Below are 18,990 nucleotides of genomic sequence, written 5' to 3' on the forward strand. Positions count from 1 at the left end.
TAGAGAGTAGAAACTTTTGCATACAGACTCCACACCTTGGGCCTCGGGCTCGGTGCAAGATTTAACGCGGCATGTGCAGCCGTTGCTGGCCCATGGTGCTTTCCATGAGGCTGAGCAGGCCTGTGTACGCTTTTTGGCGCACCATGACCGCAGCCCTGGGGCGTGGCATCTGCTGGGCACGATCTACCAGCAGCTCTCCCAGTTGGCGCAGGCCGCGCACTGTTATGACAAAGCGCTCACCATGGGGCCAGATGCTAAAATCCTCACCGATCTGGGCATTGTGCAGTTAATGCAGCAACACAAAGAGCAGGCCGAACAGCTTTTTGAACAGGCGGTGGCCTTACAACCCCGTAATTTGGTGGCGTGGGTTAATTTAGGGGTGCTCCGTTCAGAAAAAAAGGCGTGGTCCGCCGCGGCAAGCTGTTACCGACAGGCGCTGTCGATCCACCCTGGTTTTGAAACCGCCCTGTTAAACCTAGCCTTTGTGCTGCTGGAGCAGGAGGCTTATGACGAAGCCCAAACCCACCTGCAAACGCTGTTGGATAAAGATGCCACCCATCTACAGGCCCAGTTGTGCCTTAGTGATATTCTGGTGGGGCAGGATCAGCCAACCCAGGCGCTGCACCTGCTACAGGGGTGTATGGTCCACCATCCCCACAGTGCCATGGCCTACCAGAAGGTCGGTTTGATCTATCAACAGCTGGGCCATAAGGTGAAAGCGCAGGAGGCCTTTCAAGCGGCCTTAAGCCGGGATGAGAGCTTGTTGGAGTCTCTGCTGGGGCTGGCCAGTGTGTTAAAGGACCAAGAGCAACTGAATGCCGCGCAGGCCCTTTATATGCAGGGGTTGCAACGTTGGCCAGATCATCCTCTGCTGCTCAATGGCTATGGGCACCTGCTGTTTGTGCAGGATCGGTTGGAGGAGGCGGCTTTTTTCTATCAACAGGCGTTGGATCGTCAACCCGAGCTGGCGGCCGCTTGGTTGAATAGAGGGATTTTATATTGGCAGCAGGGGGCGGTGGAACCCGCGCTGGCCTGCTTGGATCAGCTTTTAACCCTTAAACCCAGCCATGCCGGGGGGCACAGTGCCCGTGCGGAACTGCTGCTCTATATGGCCCGTTTTAAGGAGGCTTGGCAGGGTTTTCATTGGCGTTTAAAGACCCATGAAGCCAGCCACCTGGACCGCCATACCCAATGGCCCATGTGGCAGGGGCAACCGCTGCAGGGCAAACAGATTTTGGTCATGCAAGAGCAAGGGGTAGGGGATGAGGTGATGTTTGCTGCCCAGCTGCCTGCCCTGTTGGCGCGGGGGGCCGAGGTGGTGTGGGAGTGTGACGCCCGTTTAATGCCCCTTTTTGAGCGCTCCTTTGCCCATAAAAGGGTACGTTTTCTGGTTAAAGGCTCCCAGGGGCTGCCCGATAATAGCCGGTTTGACTACCGCGCTTTTGCCAACAGCCTGTTTCAATATTTGTGTGATGAACGGGGTTTTCCGCTTGTGCCCCAACGTGCCTACCTACAGGCCGATGCCCCTTTGGTGACGGAACTCCGCCGTCGTTATCAGCAGATGGCCCAAGGCAAAACCATTATTGGGATCTCCTGGCAAACCTCAGCGGAAGCCTTTACCGATGAACGCTCCATCCCCCTACCGGTGCTCATGGCCCCGCTGCAGGCCCGCTTTGGTAGCCACTGTTTTTTTGTCAATCTTCAGTATGGGGCGGTGCAAGCGCAGTGTGACGCCCTGCGCCAACAGTTGGGGTGTACGCTTTATCAGGATGAAACCGTGGATGCCATGGCCTCTTTGGATGACTTTACCGCCCAGGTTGAGGCGTGTGATGGGGTGATCTCTATCGACAACAGCACCGTACATGTGGCTGGTGCGCTGGATAAACCCACCATGGTCCTGCTGCCGCTACAGCCCAGCTGGCGTTGGGGGGTGCAGGGAACCGAGAGCTACTGGTACCGTAGCCTGAAACTGCTGCGCAACCCGGTTAAATATCAGTGGTCTCATGGCATTGCTGCGGTGTTAAAAACCCTGCCAAGCTGGTTGTCGCAAGGGGGGCGTGGCGCATGAAAAGTGTCTTGATTATTAATGATACTTCGGGCACCTACCACCATGGCTGTCATGGCACCTCTCAAGCGTTGGTTCGTGGTTTTCAAGCCCGTGGCTGTATGGTGCGGACCATGCCGGTTAACTACAGCCACCATGCCCAGCCTGTGGTGACAGAGGAAGCCCAGTTTGAGGAAAAAGCCTTTGCTGAGCAGTTTCACGACACCAACATTCTCACCTCGGTATTGATGGAAGAGGCCGACCTGGTGGTGGTGAATATGGAGGGAACCCTGCACCGGTTGCGTGGTTCGGCCCGTATGCTGCTGTGGCTGGCTTGGTACGCCAAACGTTGGATGGCCACCCCGGTGATGCTGGTGAATGGTTCGCTTTTTCCCTACGGTAAGGCGCAGCAACCCCAAAGTGCCGACGATCAGCTGGCCCAGCGTCTGTACCAAAAGGTGCTACGGGTGATGGATGGGGTGGTGGTGCGAGATCCCATCTCCAAACAGGTGGCCGAGCAGATGGGGGTGCCCGTGCAGCAGGGGTATGACTCCCTCCCGCTTTTTTTGCACACCTTAGAGCTGGATGACCAGGTGCCTGCTTATGATCTGTGCCTGAGCAGTGGTGTGGCCACCCCGGTGGCGGAGACCATTGACTATGTGGAGCATGCGTTAACGCTGGGCCTTCGCTGTGCTTTTGTCATGGGGGCCCACCGTCAACCGGCGTTGGAGGATGTGGCGGCTTTAAAAGCGCTACAGGCCCACTTTGGCCACCGCTGTGACTTTGTGAACTGTGCCGATGAGCAGCGTTTTTTCTCGATCCTAAACAAGAGCCGGGCGATCTTAACCGACCGTTTTCACTATGTGGTGGCGGCCAACTTTTTGGGTGTTCCGCTGTTTGTTGGGGAGAGCAACACCCCAAAGATCCAGGGTATTAGCGGTTGGCGGGTGGGGCTGTGGCTGAAGAAGAGTCACTTTTTAACCCTGCCCAACCGCGATGCCTTTTTACAGGCCATTCGCCAACAAACGGCAGATGCCTCCGTACGGGAGGAGATCTTGCAATTGAGCCGGGTTAATCAAGATCTGGCGCACCATTTTTTGTTTCATCAAGCACACGAACGGTGACGGGCTGCGGCTTTGGCTGACGGTCTAAGGCACCATAGGAAGGGGCAGTACCATGCATGGTCTAAAACCGGAGCAGCATGACCAGGCCTATCTACATACCCTGTTTCATAAACGTTCCGTCGCTGTGGTGGGGAATGCCGCCTCCCTGTTTCAAAAAAACCTGGGTGGGGCCATTGATGGGCATGACATCGTTTTACGCATGAACAGTGGCTATATTCGGGATGTCAAACAGCAGGGCGCCAAGTTTCATGTGCATGTGTTTTCACAGATCTTTACCATTCCGCACTGGCCTGTCGATCAAAGACCGGCCCACACGGTGTGGATGTCCCCTTCCATGCGGGAGCATAACCCAGATCCCAGCCAGATTTTTTATCCGCTGCCGCTGTGGCATGCCCTGCATCAACAACTGGGGGCACGCCCTTCAGTCGGGGCGATGTGTGTGGATATGGTGACCCAAATGGGTGCGGCGCACATGGGGGTGTTTGGGTTTGACTTTAAAAAAAGCCCCACCTTTTATGATGGCAACACCAACCGCTCTGTGCATGATTTTGATCGGGAAGCTGAGTATATACAGGCCCTGCTCAAAGCACGGGGATGGCGTTTCTACTAACCGGGGTGGTGCCAAACAGCACGGTTAGGGGCCACCTTGCCCCGGCCTTGGTGGCAGGGTAGGCGGCCTGGGCGCACCAAGCCCCACAGGGTGCCCCCGTTGCTTTTATCCTGCCTTTTATCCTGGCTGGTCTAGGTCTGGCCTGGGGTTGCCGGTCAGCCCTGCTCTATGACAGATCTGGGTTTAACCGGCGGCGCGGCTCCCCGGGTGCTTTAACGTGTAAGGGGTAGCCTGGATATAGGCCAGCCACAGCTCGCCCCGTTGGCGCGGTTGGTTGATCCGCCATACCTGCGGTCTTCACCCCCCCCCACGCGCACTTAGGTGGGGCGTTCCCCCCCACAAAAAGCATCAGGGGCTCTTTTCAGCGTCTGCTTGGGCCCTTGTCTGCTGGGCCAGCGCTTTCCCGCTGTGCTGAAGGCCATAGGCAATACGGCTTGGGTCCATGGGGGGCCAAGTCCGGTTTGTCTCTGCGCGCATGGGTAAGGATAATCCCGTAGAGGGGCTGCCCTGGGGGCCCTTAAAAGGTGTCGTGGCTTAGGGTCTCCACGCTCCAGGGTAGGCCGAAGCTGTTTAAGCGTGACATGAAAGGATCGGGATCAAACTGCTCCACATTGTAGACCCCCGCTTTTTTCCACAGGCCGCTGAGCATCAGGTCCGCACCGATCATGGCGGGCACACCGGTGGTGTAGGAGACCGCCTGGGCCCCAAGCTCCTGGTAGCACTGGGCGTGATCGCATATGTTAAAAATTCTCACCGTCTTAGGCTGCCCATACTTTTGGCCGTGGATATGACAGCCAATGGAGGTCTGACCCTGGTAGTTTTCCGCCAAAGATCCCGGGTCGGGCAACAGCGCTTTAAGAAACTGTAGGGGGATGATGGGGGTGCCTTCGTACATCACCGGGTCAATGCGGGTCATGCCAACATTTTCCAGTACCCGCAGGTGGGTGAGGTAGGCCTCGGAAAAGGTCATCCAAAAACGGATGCGTTCCAGACCCGGAATGTTCTGGATCAGGGACTCCTCCTCCTCATGATAAATCAGGTAGCCCCGGCGTTCGCCAATACCTGGAAAATCAATCATCTTGCTTTCGGAGAGGGCAGGAATGCTCTTCCACACCCCTTTTTCCCAATAGCGGCCCGGTTGGGTGATCTCCCGAATGTTGATTTCAGGATTAAAATTGGTGGCAAAAGCTTGGTGGTGATCCCCCGCATTGCAGTCAAAAATATCAATGGTTTGAATGCGATCAAACAGATTTTTTTGCGCATGAGCACTAAAGACGTTGGTCACCCCAGGGTCAAAACCACACCCCAGCAGCGCCATTAAACCGGCCTCTTTAAAGCGTGTGTGGTAGGCCCATTGCTCTTTATATTCAAAACCGTGAGCGTCGGGGTGCTCATAGTTGGCGGTGTCTAGATAGTGTACCCCGGTCTGTAAACAGGCCTCCATAATGGTAAGGTCCTGATAGGGCAGGGCCACATGGATCACCAGCTCCGGCTTGCTCTTTTTAATCAAGGCCACCAGTTCCGGCACAGCGTCAGCATCCACCTGAGCCAGCTCAATGGGGGCAAAATGGTCCGGTAGCTTATCGGTGAGGGTTTGACAGCGGCTCAGGGTACGGCTGGCCAAGGTGATGTGGCTAAAGATATCGGGTCGGCTGGCACACTTATGGACCACCACAGAGGCTACACCGCCACAACCGATGATCATGATTCGGCTCATCGTACATCTACTCCAGACAAAGGATCCATGCCAACACAGAGGGCGTTCAGATAATGATCGGGATAGGGGGGGAGATCAAGCAAATTACGTGTGACAAATGTGCGAAAAAAAGATCCTCAAAGCTGCTAAGGTGTGATTAAATGCGGCGATAGGGTGGTGCGGTCAGCTTGACAGACCCCCATCCCCCGAATTTTTCCCCTCTGTTTAGGCCGGTGGCCCATGAGCATCACTCCAACCAGCTGGATCGAAGACCCCATGACGGACCTGCCGGGTGAGAGCCTGGTGCGGCAGCTTGATCTGACCAAGATCCCCAGCCCCCACTACCTGTTGGATGGGCAAAGATTAATGCAAAATGGTCGCATCCTGGCGGATGTCGCGCAGCGCAGTGGGGCCACCATAATCCTGGCGCTTAAAGCGTTTGCCCATGCGCAGGCGTTGGCGTACTTAAAGCCCTATCTGCATGGGGTCGCCGCCAGTTCGTTGCATGAGGCCCAGTTGGGGAAAAAGGCTGTTGGGGGGGCGTTGCATCTCTACGCACCGGCCTATCAACCTGAGGCGATGGCCTACTACGCAGAACATGCCAGCCATATTGTGTTTAACTCCTTTGGCCAGTGGCGGCGCTATAAGACGCACCTACGTGACAGCAGCGCTTCGGTGGGCATACGCATCAACCCCGAGCACTCTACCCGTACAGATTTTGACAGCTGCGACCCTTGCCAACCGGGCTCCCGCCTGGGGGTACCTGCTGCGCTGTTTGAGGCCGATGCGGTGGATGGCCTGGAAGGGTTGCACTTTCACACCCTCTGTATGCAGGGTCCTGAGGCCCTGGCAGAGACGCTGGCGGCGGTAGAGGCCAAGTTTGGCGTGTGGCTGCCTAAGCTCAAGTGGGTCAATTTTGGCGGGGGGCATTTAATCACCCACCCAGATTATGACCGTGACCGGTTGGTTGAGTTGATTAAGGCTTTTAGCGCCCGTTATGGGGTGCAGGTTATTTTGGAGCCTGGGGCTGGGGCGGTGTTTGGCAGTGGGGTGTTGGTGGCCCAGGTGGAGGATATTATCCACACCGAGCTGCCCAGTGTGGTGTTGGATGTCTCTGCCGCTGCCCATGTGACCGATGTGCTGGATCTGGGCTGGCGTCCGACCCTATGGGGCGCGGGGCGGGCTCAAGAGTATGCACACACCTATCGGCTGGGGGGGCACTCCTGCCTATCTGGGGACTATTTTGGTCTCTACAGCTTTCCGCACCCTTTGCAGGTGGGGCAGCGCTTGGTGTTTTTGGATATGGCCCACTACACCTTGGTAAAAATGACCACCTTTAACGGCTTGCAACCCCCACCGGTGCATCTTTTAAACGAGGGGTCACTTGATCTCTTGCAGGGCCAGCTTGGCCTCCAACCGTAGAATGTGGTCCAGCAGGTTGGCTTCCCGTTTTTTCCACATCTGCTGTTGCATCAGGTGGGCACGAATGCGCGCTTTAACCAGGGTGGCATCCACCGGTTTCATCATATAATCCACCGCGCCCAACATCAGCCCTTTGGCCTCATCCAAAATCGTATCCTTACTGGTGAGGAAGATAATGGGAATGCTGCGGGTGGCCGGGGCGCTCTTGAGGCGGCGGCACACCTCGTAGCCATCCATACCTGGCATCATAATATCCAGCAAAATCAGATCTGGGCTGGGGGTCTTGGCGGCAATCTCCAAGGCCTTTTCACCACGGGTGGCGGCAAGGATTGTATAGTCCTCTTTCAAGGTGTTGCTTATCACGGCGATGTTTTCCGGGGCATCATCCACCACCAGAATACGCGCTTTGTCAGACATGGTGTGGCTCTCTTAACGGGGCTGTTTTCAGGCTCCGGCGATGGGGGTGACTTACTAAGATTGGGCAGGGCCGCCGCTTAGAGGGGGACATCTCGGTAGCGGGAGATCAGCTCAACCATGGAGCGGGCCTCGAGCTTGCCCAATATATTGGCGCGGTGGGTGTCGACGGTGCGGTTGGAGACATTTAAACTTTCCGCCATCTGCTTGGTGGTGTGGCCTTGCAGCAGCAGTTCAAAAATTTCCCGTTCCCGGCGGGTGAGCTCTTCGAGCGCCTTAAGCAGCACGCTCTGTCCGGCAACCGTCTGTTTGCGTGCTTCCAGATCCAACAGAACTTCCTGAACCCGATCTAGAAAGCGTTGTTCATCCAAGGGTTTTTCAAAAAAATCGGCGGCACCTTGTTTCATGGCGTGTACCGCCGTCTGTAGGGTGCCGTGGCCGGATAAAAAGATCACCGTGGTGTTTTGGTCATGATCTCGAATACGCTTTTGTAGCTCCAGCCCCCCCATGCGGGGCATGCGCAGGTCCAAAATAATGCAGCTGGGCTCGCCAGGGTTCCACTTCTCCAGGAACGCATCGCCCCCATCACAGCAGATCGCCTCAACCTCAATCGACTCCAGTAACCAGCAGAGAGATTGCCGGAAGTCGGCATCATCTTCCACCAAATAGACCCGTGCTTTACTCATGATCATGCTCCAACACTAGGTGTTCTTGCTCCAGTCCCGTGGGTAACAGGATGGTTACCGTGGCACCGCGCTCGGGGTTGGGGGCCATCTGTAAATCACCACCATGGTTCTCCACAATGGTACGGCAAATGGCCAGCCCCATACCCATGCCATAGGGCTTGGTGGTGTAAAAAGGCTCCTGGGCTTGTTCCAGTGCATCGGCGGCCATGGGGGGGCCGTTATCCACAATCACAAGCTGCAGGGTGCCCGGCGACTGCGCGACACACTGTATGGAGACCTGTCTGGGGTGTTCGGTGTTAAACTCCATCGCCTCAACGGCGTTGAAGAGCAGGTTCATCACCAACTGTTCCATTTGAATAGGATCCGCTTTAATAAAAAAGTCCCCTACTTTCGGTTGGATGTCAACCTCTGCTTGGGTGCGTTCCAAGCGTGGTTCCAAGAAGGTTCGGGTATCTTGTAGCAGATCCAGCATATTAAAGCGTTTAAGGGGCGGTACTTCCTGTTTGGTCATAAAGCCCCGGACCCGGCTGATAATGGCACTAATGCGCCGGGCTTGGCCATCAATACTCCGCAGGGCGGTGGCCAACTGTTTGGTGTCGCAGTGGCCGTTATCCATGCGCCGCAGCGCCCCTTGGGCATAGTTCACAATGGTCCCCAGGGGGGTGTTAACCTCATGCGCCAGAGAGGCCGCCAGCTCCCCCATTTGGCTCACCCGGCCCATGTGCAGCAGCTGATCTTGCAGCTCACGCTCTTTACGGTCGGCCTCTACCCACTCACTGACATCTTCTAAAATGAGCATGGCCAGAGGGGTGGCGACATCTTCATTAAACACCGGGGAGATAAAGGTCCGGGCATACCACCACTGTCCCGCCCGTTCATGGCGGATGGTGCGGGATGGAGCCTGCTTGTTGTGGCGCGACATGCCCGCCAACAGCTCCTCTACGGTGAGCTTCTCTTCGGGGTGAATAAAAGAGGGCCAGTGGAGACATAACGGCCCGTGGGACTGCATACCAAACATACGCAGCAAGGTGGCGTTGGCCTGACGCACCATACCCTGGTCATCCACCACCGCCACGCCGACGGCGGCGTTATCAAACACCGCCCGTAAGCGGGATTCACTGTGGGCGATCTCCTGCACCCAATAGCCCTGTTTAATACGTCCCAACAGCAGCTGCCATAAGGCAATGGCCGCCAAACTCAGCAGCAGTATGTAGGTTAAGATCCAAAAGGGGCTGTTCCATGGGGTAGGCCAAGCATGGGGGGGGATCCACGACACCGCCTTCCAGTGGTAGTTTTTGGCCCACACTGGGGGGGTGTCGGTATGATCCCGCCAGAGTTGGGAGATCGGGTCGACGGTACGGAAAAAGAACAGCCCGTCGCTGTTTTCAATCACCCCTTGGGGCTGCTGAGTAATCTCTTGCCAGGTTTTGGCCATGCGGGTATCAAACCGCAACCCATGGTCAAACATAAACCCCCACTCCTCCTGGGGGGTGCGGCCGACCATCCAGTAGCCATCGGCATCGCACAACATGGCCCCTCTGCGGTTGATGGTCATGGCATTTTTAAACAGGTCCAACACCTGTTGGGCGCGGTAGTTCAACACCACCACAGCCCGTTTGCGTCCTTGTAGGTCGGCAATGGGCACGGCAAAGCGGATCATCGGTTTTAAGGGGTGTTGGATCTGGCCATTCTCCATATTCAGGTCCATTTTGGAGACATAAATACGCCCCGGTGCCATGGCCCAGCTCTGTTTAAAGTAGTAGCGGTGTTTTTTGGATTGGCGCTTGTAGGCTGGCACCACCGCGCTGCGCCCTTCAGAGCGGTTAATGCGGATGAGCTCCATACCGTTGTGGTCCAGCAGGCGGATTTGGTCATACACCCCCCGGATATTGGCAAACCGTAAAAACTGCGCCTCCACCTGTTGGCGGTGGGGTTCGTCGCTGCGGGTCAGATAGCGCATTAGACTGGGGTTGCCGCTGAGCAGTTTAAGATCCTGCACCACCACCTGAAAACTGTTGTCCAGGCGCTGTTTAACCAAGGTTAGCTGCGCCTGGTGACGCAGTTTTTCAGACTGAACTTGCAGCTGTCCATCCAACCACCAGGGGATCCACATGACCAAAAATAGTAAGCCAGAGGTTAACACCAGCAGCGGTATAAAACGCAACAGCGCACGGCGGCGCATGGCCGGTGGCAGCGGTACTGTATGGACAGAATGGATCGGGGTAGGTGTCTGCACCGTATTACTCTATCTTCACAGGTTCAGGTGTGCTCAGGGAACGGGCTCATCATAACACCATCCATAAGCTGGGGGAGAAGAGATTGTCTGAGCGCAAACAGATCGGTATGGTAGAGGCTCTATTTTCTGCACGGAGCTGCCATGTTTACCCCCCCGGACCTGCCCATTGTTGCATCCTTAACCGATGTGCAACAGGCCCTCAGCCAACACCCCTGTGCCATCCTTTGTGCCCCGCCAGGTTCGGGTAAAACCACGGTTGTGCCCCTGGCGTTGATGGATGCCCCGTGGCTGGCTGGGCAGCGGATTTTGATGCTGGAGCCCCGGCGTTTGGCCGCCCGCGCCGCCGCCAGGCGTATGGCTGACCTGCTGGGGGAACCGGTGGGGGAGCGGGTCGGTTATCAGGTTCGTTTTGAGCGTAAAGTGAGCCCGCAGACGCGTATTGAGGTGGTGACGGAGGGGATCCTAACCCGGCGCCTACAGCAGGATCCTGAGCTGCAAGGGGTGGGGGCGATCCTGTTTGATGAGTTTCATGAACGCTCCTTACAGGGTGACCTGGGCTTGGCTTTGACCCTGGATCTTCAGCAGCTGCGCGATGATCTGCGGGTGCTGGTGATGTCCGCCACCTTAGAGACCCAAAAACTGGCCACCCTGTTGGGCGAGGCGCCCATTATTGAGGCCCATGGGCGCAGTTACCCGGTAGAGATCCGCTACCGGGCGCAAGAGGCGCCCCATCTGGTGCCCGCCATGGTAGCGACCATTCGCCAAGCGCTGGATCAGTCGCCGGGGGATCTGCTGGCTTTTTTACCAGGAGCCGGTGAGATCCGCCGTGTGGAAGCAGATTTAAACGCCAACCTGCCCCAGGGTGTGACCCTGCTGCCGCTCTATGGAGAGCTGAGCAGCCAGCAGCAAGACCGGGCGGTTAAACCCTGGCAAGAGGGGGGGCGGCGGGTCATTTTGGCAACCGATATTGCGGAGACCAGCTTAACCATACCGGGGATCCGGGTGGTGGTGGATGGCGGGCGCTGTAAACGGCCACGTTTTCACCCCGGTAACGGTTTAACCCGGCTGGAGACCCTGCGTATTTCAGACGCCTCAGCCCAGCAGCGGGCGGGGCGGGCGGGGCGTATGGCCCCTGGTGTCTGTTACCGGTTGTGGTCCGAGACCATACAGCGGGGTTTGCAACCGGCCACCCCACCGGAAATTCGTGAAGCAGATTTGGCCCCATTAATGTTGGAGCTGGCCCTGTGGGGCATGCCCGACCCCCAGCAACTGGCGTGGTTGGATGCACCGCCTACAGGGGCGGTGGCCCAGGCCTGGGCTTTGTTGATCTCTTTACAGGCGGTGGATGCCGACCATCGCATCACCCCCCAGGGGCGGCGTATGGCGTCCCTGCCGCTGCACCCCCGTTTGGCCCATATGGTGACGGTGTGCGACGATGCCGCCAGCCAAGCCATGGCCTGTGATGTGGCGGCCCTGCTCAGTGAACGGGACCCGCTACGGTCACGGCAACGCAATTTGGATCTGCAGGCACGGTGGCAGATGTTGGTGCGCTTTCGGCAACGGGGGGATGCCGGGGGTGGGGATGAAGGGGCACTGGCCGCCATTGTACGGGCCGCCAACCAGCTACGGCGTTTGTTAAAGGTATCCCCCAAGCAGCAGGCTCAGGGGGATTTGGCGTTGCTGCTGGTGGCGGCCTATCCCGACCGGGTGGCCCAGTTACGCCATGGCCAGCGTGGGGTCTACCGGTTGGCCAGTGGGCGCGGGGTGCGGGTGGATGAACGGGACCCCATCAGTGGGGAGCCCTTGCTGGTTATCCCCGCGCTGGATGCAGGGGAGGGGGAGGGACGGGCCTATCTGGCCATGGGCTTGGAACAGGATGCCCTCATGCAGCAGTTTCCCGACAGCTTGGTGTGGCAGGCGCATATTGTCTGGTCGGATCGTCAACAGCGGGTAGAGGCCAACCGTCAACAGCGTTTTGGGGCGCTGGTGTTAGCCCAGCAGGCGTTGCAGGGAGAGGCCCCCGCTGAAGCTGTCTTGGCGGCCATGCTGACGGGGGTTAAGCGTATGGGGTTGGCGGTGTTGCCCTGGAGCCCCGCAGCCCATCAACTAAAAGCCCGCATGCAGCTTATGGCCACACTGGAGCAAGGGTGGCCGCAGATGACGGAAGAGGCGCTGCTGGCGGGGTTGGAGCAGTGGTTGGGACCCTTTATCAGCGGCATAAACCGACGCAGCCAACTGGAACGGTTGAACATGGTGGAGATCCTTCAAGCGATGATGGATTGGCCCCAGCAGCAGCGTTTGGAACAGACCCTGCCGACCCACTATGGGGTGCCCAGTGGCTCCCGCATTAAGCTCGACTATGTCCAGGGTGAGCAGCCGGTGTTGGCGGTGCGTATTCAGGAGCTGTTTGGGTTGGCGGAGAGTCCACGCTTGGGTGGGGGTAACATTGCCATCACCCTGCATCTACTCAACCCGGCACGGCGCCCGGTGCAGGTAACCCGTGATCTTAAAGGGTTTTGGGACACCACGTGGCCAGAGGTACGCAAAGAGCTGCGGGGGCGCTACCCCAAACACCACTGGCCGGAAGATCCCTGGCAGGCCCAGGCCACCGCCCGTGCCAAGCCAAGAAAGTAGCCTAGGCGGGTCGAAGCGTCCCAACAGGCCCAGATCCCCACCCGCGCCCTGTCGCGCAAACGGTGGTGGCTCTATGGGGTAGGCTGTGCCAAGCCAAGACGATGGATCTTGGCGGGTCGATACGTCCCAACAGGCCCAGATCCCCACCCGCGCCCGGTTTAGCAAACGGTGGTGGCTCTATGGGGCAGGCTGTGTCGAGCCGAGCAAGGCACCTCGGTTGCCCGAAGGTTGTGTACAGTGGCAGGTACCACCGGCACCCAGCTTAGCAAACGGAGGGCGGCTTTGGTGCCCGCCAAGACGATGGGTCTTGGCAGGGTCGATGCGTCCCAACAGGCCCAGACCCCCACCGGCGCCCGGTTTAGCAAACGGTAGTGGCTCTATGGGGCAGGCTGGTTTATGACGGGCCAAACCGGATGGGTGAGGCCACAGCAAGGGGCTGGTGCTTCATGGGGCCGGACGGCTGACCGGGCTACCAGCACATGAGAATCCATCACCTTGGGTATCTACCCCCCCCCCACACCATGGGGGGCGGTTCTGAGCCGATGCCGCCACAACGGCCAAACTGAGAAAGTTGATCATGCTGAGGTTGTTTGAATCATTTTTTAACCCGCTGGCTGCGGTGGGTCAGGGTGAACAGGGGCGCAACTGTCTGGCCTACCAACCTGAAGAGGATGCGGTGCAGCAGCTGTTTCGCCGCCAGTTGCAGCAGCTGGGTGTGACCCCTCAGGTGGATGCCTGGGGCAACAGCTATGGTACCTGGGTGCCCCCAGGGTGTGATGCGCAGCAACCGGCCATGGCCATGGGCTCCCACCTGGATAGTGTGCCCAATGGGGGGCGCTACGATGGGGTGTTGGGGGTGGCTGCGGGGTTGACGGTGCTTAAGCAGCTACAGCAGCAAGGGGAGGGGAGCAGACCCCTGCGGGTGATCGCTTGGCGGGGGGAGGAGTCTGCCCGTTTTCGTAGCTCCTGCCTGGGCAGTAAAGGGGCTTGCGGGGTGTTGACCCCGGCCAAAGCCCAACAGATGGTGGATGCCCATGGAGAGACACTCTGGCAGGCGTTGCAAGGGTGCCGGGGTACAGATCCCTCCCCAGTACAGGCGGCCACCACCCATGGCTTGTTGGAGATCCATATTGAACAGGGGCCTATCCTGGCCCATCAGCGGCAACAGCAGGGCCAGCCGGTGGTGGGGGTGGTGCATGGTATCGCCGGTTCGTTGCGCCAGCGCTGGCCCTTGGCGGGGCTGGCGTTGCCAGGTTTTGCCGCGCTTATTTTGGCCATCCAGCAGTTGGCCGAAAGCCTAGACCAACCCCAGCGGCCGCTCCGCATGACCGTGACCCCCTGCCACTGTGCCCCCAATGTGGGGCGGGACGATGCCACGTTGCTCTGTGTGGATCCGGCTCAGGCCCAGCGTTTGGCGGCGGCAAGCCCCTATGGCACGGCGCAGGGGGCTGAGGTTAGGTTGACCGGCCCCCACCGTTTTCATACCGGGGGGCAGCCCATGTCGATGCGCTGGGGGGTGGATCAGGTGCTGGAGGCCGCCCAACTGCTGGTCGCCAACCCCCAGGAGCAGGGGGTGCGTTGGCCCGCCTTTGAGCGGCCAGGGGGCATGCAGTTGCAGTTGGATATACGGGGTGCGGATTCTGCACGGATGGCTGAGGTTGATCACGCCTTGGCCGAACGGTTGGGCCACCGGGCCGATGCACGGGAGATGCTGGGGGAGACCATGCCCGACCGTTTGAGTCAAACGTGGGCCACGCAGATCCAACAGGTGGCCCATGCGCAGCAGATCCCCACCCTAAACATGGCCTCCGGTGCGGGGCATGATGTACAGATCCCGGATCTTCACAACCGGGGTTTGCTCTTTATCGCCAGCGAGGCCGCCGGGGTGAGCCATCACCCCAGTGAGGCGATCTGTCCGGCGGATCTGGAACAGGGCTTACAGTTGCTGTTGGCCAGTGTCCAAGCGCTCAGCGCCCCTTAGGGTTGGGGCGTTGATGGGGGGGAGTGCTGGGGCGTTAGGGAATACAAAACTGCTCACTCTGTAACCACTCTCCCGCACGATAGAGGGGGAAGTTGGCACTTTTTCGGGTTTTGTCCGAGCAGATCAGGAAAATGTGAATATCTGGGTACTGGAGCGCAATGCTGTCCACCATCCCTTTCCACCACTGGGCAGGCCGCACGGTGATGTGGGCATTTTCCCCATTGGGCAGGCGGGCGTTGGCGGGGTAACAGGCGACGTTTAAAATAACCAGCTTGTTGGCGTAGGAGAAGATGTCGTTAAGCACCTTGGGAATATCGGCAATAAAGACATGCTCCAGCACATCAAAGCTAATGACCGCATCTACTTTTTGCCGTTGGTCAATCTGGCGTCCAGGCTCGTAGTAGCAGACTTTTTGTAGCTTAAAGTAGGCTTGGGCCGACTCTGCACTCTCTTCATCAAAATCCGACTGCTGCCAGTTTGAACCACCACATCCATAATCCAAAAGGGATTGGATCTCATCGGTGACCAGATAGGGTTTTAAAAAGGTACGGTAGGCGCGGATGGAGAAATCATTGAAGGCGCTTTCAATGTAGGCACCATTGCCGATCAGGTAGCCATCTTTGGCCATGCTTGTGTACATCTCAATGAGCTTTTGGCCCTTTTTGGAAAAGTCTTCAGTCTGCATGGTCAACTCGCAACCTTTGCTCATGGTTTGGCGATGGATGGGGAAAAATGCAGACATTCTACCCGCTTTTGTGTCGTTTTAGGAGCAGGATTTGAAAAAAACCGTGGCATAACGTACAGTGACGGGCAGTGCTGTCGAGGGCATAATTGCGATCCTTGGGTCAGAAAAAGAGCCATGGAAAGAGATGGTTAATATGGGCAAGACTCAAGAAGATCTAACCAGCCGTGCGCAGATTGAACAGATTAAACAGCTGTTGGATGCGGGCCAGTTTGAGACAGGCATGGCACAGCTGCAAACCAGCCTGAATGCCCACTACGCCCAGTTGATCCGTTTAAAATTTATGCAGAGCGATGCCTGGATGAAGGCAGGGGCGCTGGATGATGCGCTGTCGGGTTATCAGCGTATTTTGCAGCTGGATCCTACCCAGATCACCGCACACTATAACCTGGGTGTCATCTACTATCAAAAAGCCCAATGGCCACAGGCCGCACAGCAGTTTCAAGCCTACAGGGCACAGCAGCCTGGTCACTTTAATGCCCTGAATAATTTGATCCATGCTTGGCAAAATATGGGGGAGCTTGCACAAGCTCTTACCCTGAGTAAACAGCTGCTTGCAGAGCACCCAGAGCGCTACCAGGGGTATATTACCCTTGGGGTGTTACGGGCCGCCATGCAAGAACATGCTGCGGCCATACAGGCGTTTGATCAGGCGTTGAGCTTAGACCCCACCTGCTACACCGCCTGGTTTAATAAAGGGGTGTCTTATCTCCAGCAGCGGGATCTGGAGCGGGCCATCCACGCTTTGCATCAAGCACTGAAGATCCATCCAGAGGGGGGGGAGGTTCAGCCCCATCTGGCTTCGGCCTACTATTTAAAACAGCGCTATGATGCCTGGTTCCCATGGTTTGAGCAGCGTCTGCAACAGCCCCATTTTTTAGCCCAGCGGCGCCATTTTTCCTGGCCTTTTTGGCCCGGTGCCGATCTTAAGGAGCTGGCCGGAAAACGTCTGTTTATCCAGTCTGAGCAAGGGGTTGGTGATGAGGCGCTGTTTTTGGAGGCCCTGCATCACCTGCCACCGGCTACGCGGGTCTGTGTGGAGGTGGATGCCCGTTTGATCCCTCTGTTAAAGGCCGTTAAATTTCCCCAGGCCATGGAGTGGCTACCCCGCTGGCAAAACCCCGACGACTGGCAAGATCAGCGCTTTGATTATCGTCTCTGCCTGGGTACCCTTTGGGCGCGGGTGGGTATGAACAGCCGTTTTTGTGCGGCGGGCCAGCCGGTGTTGGGGGTGGATGAACAGCAGGTGGCCCACAAGCGGGCACACTATCAAGCCCAGGCCAAGGGGCGCTTGGTGGTTGGGCTCTCCTGGAAAACCGGGGGCTACCGTAACCAACTGCGTAATATTGCCCTCTCTGAGCTGGTGGCGCCACTTCTGGCGCAGTGGGGGCAGGCTTGTCTGTTTGTGAGTGTGCAGTATGGTGCGGTACACGAAGAGGTGGCCGCCTTAAATGCCCAGCACGGTTGCGATATGCAGGTGGATGAGACGGTGGATGCCCTGACTGATCTACACGGTTTTTCCGTGCAGTTGGCCAGCTGTGATCTGATTGTGACCATCGATAATAGTACCGCCCATATCGGCGGACGGCTGGGCTGCCCGGTCTGGGTGTTACTTCCCTACAGCCCCAATTGGTTCTGGGGTTTGCACGGGGAGCATACCCCCCTATACCCCAGCTTAAAACTATTGCGTCAACAGGCGCCCGGACAGTGGTATAAACCTTTGGACCAAATGGCCAAACAACTGCCCGTGGCGCGGTGAGTGAACCTGCGTCAAGGGGGCTGTGGGCCCTTGATCGAAGCACGTTTTTTATGGGGTTGGAGATGTGATGTCCCAGACATATGATGTGATGCAGATTGACTGGAGCTTCTGTACGCTGTTGGAGTATCTGTTAACCTTGCCAGCACCCCGTGGGGAGCGGCCGATCCGTGCGCTGGATGTCGGCTCGGGCTCTGGGCAGCATACCCAGCTGATGCGTCTGTTTGGGCTACAGGTGACCAGTATTGATAAATATGCGCCAGATGCGGACCGTCAAGAGGACTTTTTTGAGCATCAACCCGATCAACCCTATGATGTTATCCTCTGTTCCCATGTGATTGAGCATCAACGCAATGTGGGGCTTTTTTTGGATCGGATTTATGACATGCTGGCTGAGGATGGTACCTTGGTCATTACCGGCCCCAAACATGACCCCAATACCTTTATTGAGGGGCATTTGACCATCTGCACCATCCCCCTGTTTATGCAAAACCTGATCTATGCAGGGTTTGATTGTCAAAAGGGTAAGTTCCTGTCGGTCTTTAACTATGAGAATGGGTTTATTGTTAAAAAAGCGGCCAACTTCTCGGTGGCCGAGCGCTCCGCAGCGGCCTACCAATGGACCCCAGCCCACCAAGCCCGCTCACTGGTTACCCTGGAGCATGGGTTGACGGTGGAGGATGCCCACTACTTTAGTGGCTGTCAGGTGTGGCGGGTCAAACAGGTTGAGGGTAAGGATGCCCTGATGTTCTTTAACCCAGAGCAAACGCACCGTTATAAAAAGCATCTTCTGTGCGGTAAAATGCCCAATATTCAGGTGCGGATCTAAGCCAGATCTTGCGTGATGCATCACCACACTGGGGTCTGATGCGGCGCCCTGGTGGTGTGGTCGGGCCAAATGCGCCGGGTTCGCAGGGTATACGCCGCGGTAGAATCTACCCTGTGCGCAACCCGGACGGAGCGGCAACCCCTAAGCGCTGTGCTGTAAAACAGCTTTGGGCTCAGTAACAGTCAGCCGCCTGCGTGACGATAAAAAAAGCCCCACCAAAATGGCGGGGCTTTTTTGTATCTCCATCCTACCGTGTGATGATCGACACGGGTATGGGGTCCTCAGCTTACAGGCCGGGGCGGTCTTCTGCTGAAAGATCCAGGGAGTTGAGCATGGTTTCCAGTTCATGGACATGCTTCTTTTCGTTCTCCACCTGCTCTTTACAGAAGGTTTTGGTGTCGTTGTCGCTGGTCTTCTGTTGCAGTTCACCATACATAGCCACCGCACCGCGCTCATGACGCAGGGCAATTTCTAAAACGGTACGCATGTCGCCAGCAACAAATGCTTTCTCTTCTTCATCAGAGAACTCATGACCTTCGTCACTCTCCAGCGAGTCGGCATAGTCTTTTAGATCTACACCGCTGTCCTTCATGCAGCTGGATTTGGCCGCTTGGTCCACCAGTTCCTGAATATGTCCACCCTCCATCTCAGAAAGCTGAATGAAGAGCATACGAGACTCGTCGTTGTCGGTCACTTCCGATGCACGACTGTAAAAATTAACCGTGAGTGCTTCGTGACGAACAGCCTTCTTCCACAGATCGATGACCTCTTGCATGGTTTGCCTCACTCCTGGTGGTAATTAACAAATGCCTTTCA

General features: G+C 57.3%; 15 protein-coding genes. 8 read left to right on the forward strand and 7 right to left on the reverse strand.

Annotation, left to right across the window (positions count from 1 at the left end; translation table 11 throughout):
* Positions 1–16: 16 nt before the first annotated feature.
* Genes V5T57_RS17820 through V5T57_RS17830 form a run of 3 tightly spaced genes read left to right on the forward strand, consistent with a single transcriptional unit; the run spans position 17 to position 3,778 of the window.
* Positions 17–2,068: a tetratricopeptide repeat protein gene (locus V5T57_RS17820; RefSeq protein ID WP_332892608.1), complete on the forward strand. Its 2,052-nt coding sequence runs from the start codon at positions 17–19 to the stop codon at positions 2,066–2,068.
* A complete protein-coding gene (locus V5T57_RS17825) occupies positions 2,065–3,168 on the forward strand; it encodes a polysaccharide pyruvyl transferase family protein (RefSeq protein ID WP_332892609.1) in 1,104 nt (367 codons plus the stop codon). Before V5T57_RS17820 ends, V5T57_RS17825 begins: the two co-directional genes overlap by 4 nt.
* A 52-nt stretch (positions 3,169–3,220) precedes the next feature.
* Positions 3,221–3,778, forward strand: a complete 558-nt coding sequence (locus V5T57_RS17830; protein WP_332892610.1) for a glycosyltransferase family 29 protein — start codon at positions 3,221–3,223, stop codon at positions 3,776–3,778.
* A 517-nt stretch (positions 3,779–4,295) separates the two neighbouring features.
* Here the strand turns inward: V5T57_RS17830 and V5T57_RS17835 are convergent.
* On the reverse strand, positions 4,296–5,495 hold the full coding sequence (locus V5T57_RS17835) for a saccharopine dehydrogenase family protein (RefSeq protein ID WP_332892611.1): 1,200 nt from the start codon (positions 5,493–5,495) through the stop codon (positions 4,296–4,298).
* A gap of 219 nt (positions 5,496–5,714) precedes the next feature.
* Here V5T57_RS17835 and V5T57_RS17840 point away from each other — a divergent pair, with 219 nt between their 5' ends.
* Positions 5,715–6,896 (forward strand): carboxynorspermidine decarboxylase, encoded by a 1,182-nt coding sequence (locus V5T57_RS17840; protein ID WP_332892612.1) that lies wholly within the window; start codon positions 5,715–5,717, stop codon positions 6,894–6,896.
* On the opposite strand, the gene V5T57_RS17845 is transcribed toward V5T57_RS17840, so the two are convergent.
* From V5T57_RS17845 to V5T57_RS17855, 3 genes are all read right to left on the reverse strand, one after another.
* On the reverse strand, positions 6,855–7,313 hold the full coding sequence (locus V5T57_RS17845; protein WP_332892613.1) for a response regulator: 459 nt from the start codon (positions 7,311–7,313) through the stop codon (positions 6,855–6,857). The two genes, V5T57_RS17840 and V5T57_RS17845, sit on opposite strands and share 42 nt — an antisense overlap.
* Before the next feature lie 77 nt (positions 7,314–7,390).
* On the reverse strand, positions 7,391–7,996 hold the full coding sequence (locus tag V5T57_RS17850; protein WP_332892614.1) for a response regulator transcription factor: 606 nt from the start codon (positions 7,994–7,996) through the stop codon (positions 7,391–7,393).
* Positions 7,989–10,232, reverse strand: coding sequence for a sensor histidine kinase (locus V5T57_RS17855; protein ID WP_332892615.1), 2,244 nt, complete (start codon positions 10,230–10,232; stop codon positions 7,989–7,991). Before V5T57_RS17855 ends, V5T57_RS17850 begins: the two co-directional genes overlap by 8 nt.
* 141 nt (positions 10,233–10,373) lie before the next feature.
* Between V5T57_RS17855 and hrpB the strand changes: the two genes are divergently transcribed.
* Entirely contained in the window at positions 10,374–12,866 is a 2,493-nt protein-coding gene (gene hrpB, locus V5T57_RS17860; protein ID WP_332892616.1) for an ATP-dependent helicase HrpB, read from the forward strand.
* 177 nt (positions 12,867–13,043) lie between these two features.
* Here hrpB and V5T57_RS17865 read toward each other — a convergent pair whose 3' ends face one another.
* Positions 13,044–13,298, reverse strand: coding sequence for a hypothetical protein (locus V5T57_RS17865; RefSeq protein WP_332892617.1), 255 nt, complete (start codon positions 13,296–13,298; stop codon positions 13,044–13,046).
* Positions 13,299–13,443: 145 nt separating this feature from the next.
* Here V5T57_RS17865 and V5T57_RS17870 point away from each other — a divergent pair, with 145 nt between their 5' ends.
* Positions 13,444–14,847 (forward strand): M20/M25/M40 family metallo-hydrolase, encoded by a 1,404-nt coding sequence (locus V5T57_RS17870; protein WP_332892618.1) that lies wholly within the window; start codon positions 13,444–13,446, stop codon positions 14,845–14,847.
* A gap of 34 nt (positions 14,848–14,881) precedes the next feature.
* Here the strand turns inward: V5T57_RS17870 and V5T57_RS17875 are convergent, their stop codons facing one another.
* Positions 14,882–15,589, reverse strand: coding sequence for a class I SAM-dependent methyltransferase (locus V5T57_RS17875; protein WP_332892619.1), 708 nt, complete (start codon positions 15,587–15,589; stop codon positions 14,882–14,884).
* Between the two features lie 136 nt (positions 15,590–15,725).
* Between V5T57_RS17875 and V5T57_RS17880 the strand changes: the two genes are divergently transcribed.
* Both V5T57_RS17880 and V5T57_RS17885 read left to right on the forward strand, forming a co-directional pair.
* The gene (locus V5T57_RS17880; RefSeq protein WP_332892620.1) at positions 15,726–17,348 is read left to right on the forward strand and encodes a tetratricopeptide repeat protein; all 1,623 of its coding nucleotides are present in this window, start codon (positions 15,726–15,728) and stop codon (positions 17,346–17,348) included.
* Positions 17,349–17,415: 67 nt separating this feature from the next.
* The gene (locus tag V5T57_RS17885; RefSeq protein WP_332892621.1) at positions 17,416–18,174 is read left to right on the forward strand and encodes a class I SAM-dependent methyltransferase; all 759 of its coding nucleotides are present in this window, start codon (positions 17,416–17,418) and stop codon (positions 18,172–18,174) included.
* A gap of 286 nt (positions 18,175–18,460) precedes the next feature.
* Here the strand turns inward: V5T57_RS17885 and V5T57_RS17890 are convergent, their stop codons facing one another.
* Entirely contained in the window at positions 18,461–18,949 is a 489-nt protein-coding gene (locus V5T57_RS17890) for a ferritin-like domain-containing protein (protein WP_332892622.1), read from the reverse strand.
* Between the last annotated feature and the right edge of the window lie 41 nt (positions 18,950–18,990).

This window comes from Magnetococcus sp. PR-3, assembly GCF_036689865.1.
GTDB lineage: Bacteria > Pseudomonadota > Magnetococcia > Magnetococcales > Magnetococcaceae > Magnetococcus.

Bases quoted from the DNA above. Each gene is read 5' to 3' on its own strand.
- V5T57_RS17825 (WP_332892609.1), top strand. From the start codon at position 2,065: ATGAAAAGTGTCTTGATTATTAATGATACTTCGGGCACCTACCACCAT.
- V5T57_RS17830 (WP_332892610.1), top strand. From the start codon at position 3,221: ATGCATGGTCTAAAACCGGAGCAGCATGACCAGGCCTATCTACATACC.
- V5T57_RS17835 (WP_332892611.1), bottom strand. From the start codon at position 5,495: ATGAGCCGAATCATGATCATCGGTTGTGGCGGTGTAGCCTCTGTGGTG.
- V5T57_RS17840 (WP_332892612.1), top strand. From the start codon at position 5,715: ATGAGCATCACTCCAACCAGCTGGATCGAAGACCCCATGACGGACCTG.
- V5T57_RS17845 (WP_332892613.1), bottom strand. From the start codon at position 7,313: ATGTCTGACAAAGCGCGTATTCTGGTGGTGGATGATGCCCCGGAAAAC.
- V5T57_RS17850 (WP_332892614.1), bottom strand. From the start codon at position 7,996: ATGAGTAAAGCACGGGTCTATTTGGTGGAAGATGATGCCGACTTCCGG.
- hrpB (WP_332892616.1), top strand. From the start codon at position 10,374: ATGTTTACCCCCCCGGACCTGCCCATTGTTGCATCCTTAACCGATGTG.
- V5T57_RS17870 (WP_332892618.1), top strand. From the start codon at position 13,444: ATGCTGAGGTTGTTTGAATCATTTTTTAACCCGCTGGCTGCGGTGGGT.
- V5T57_RS17875 (WP_332892619.1), bottom strand. From the start codon at position 15,589: ATGTCTGCATTTTTCCCCATCCATCGCCAAACCATGAGCAAAGGTTGC.
- V5T57_RS17880 (WP_332892620.1), top strand. From the start codon at position 15,726: ATGGGCAAGACTCAAGAAGATCTAACCAGCCGTGCGCAGATTGAACAG.
- V5T57_RS17885 (WP_332892621.1), top strand. From the start codon at position 17,416: ATGTCCCAGACATATGATGTGATGCAGATTGACTGGAGCTTCTGTACG.
- V5T57_RS17890 (WP_332892622.1), bottom strand. From the start codon at position 18,949: ATGCAAGAGGTCATCGATCTGTGGAAGAAGGCTGTTCGTCACGAAGCA.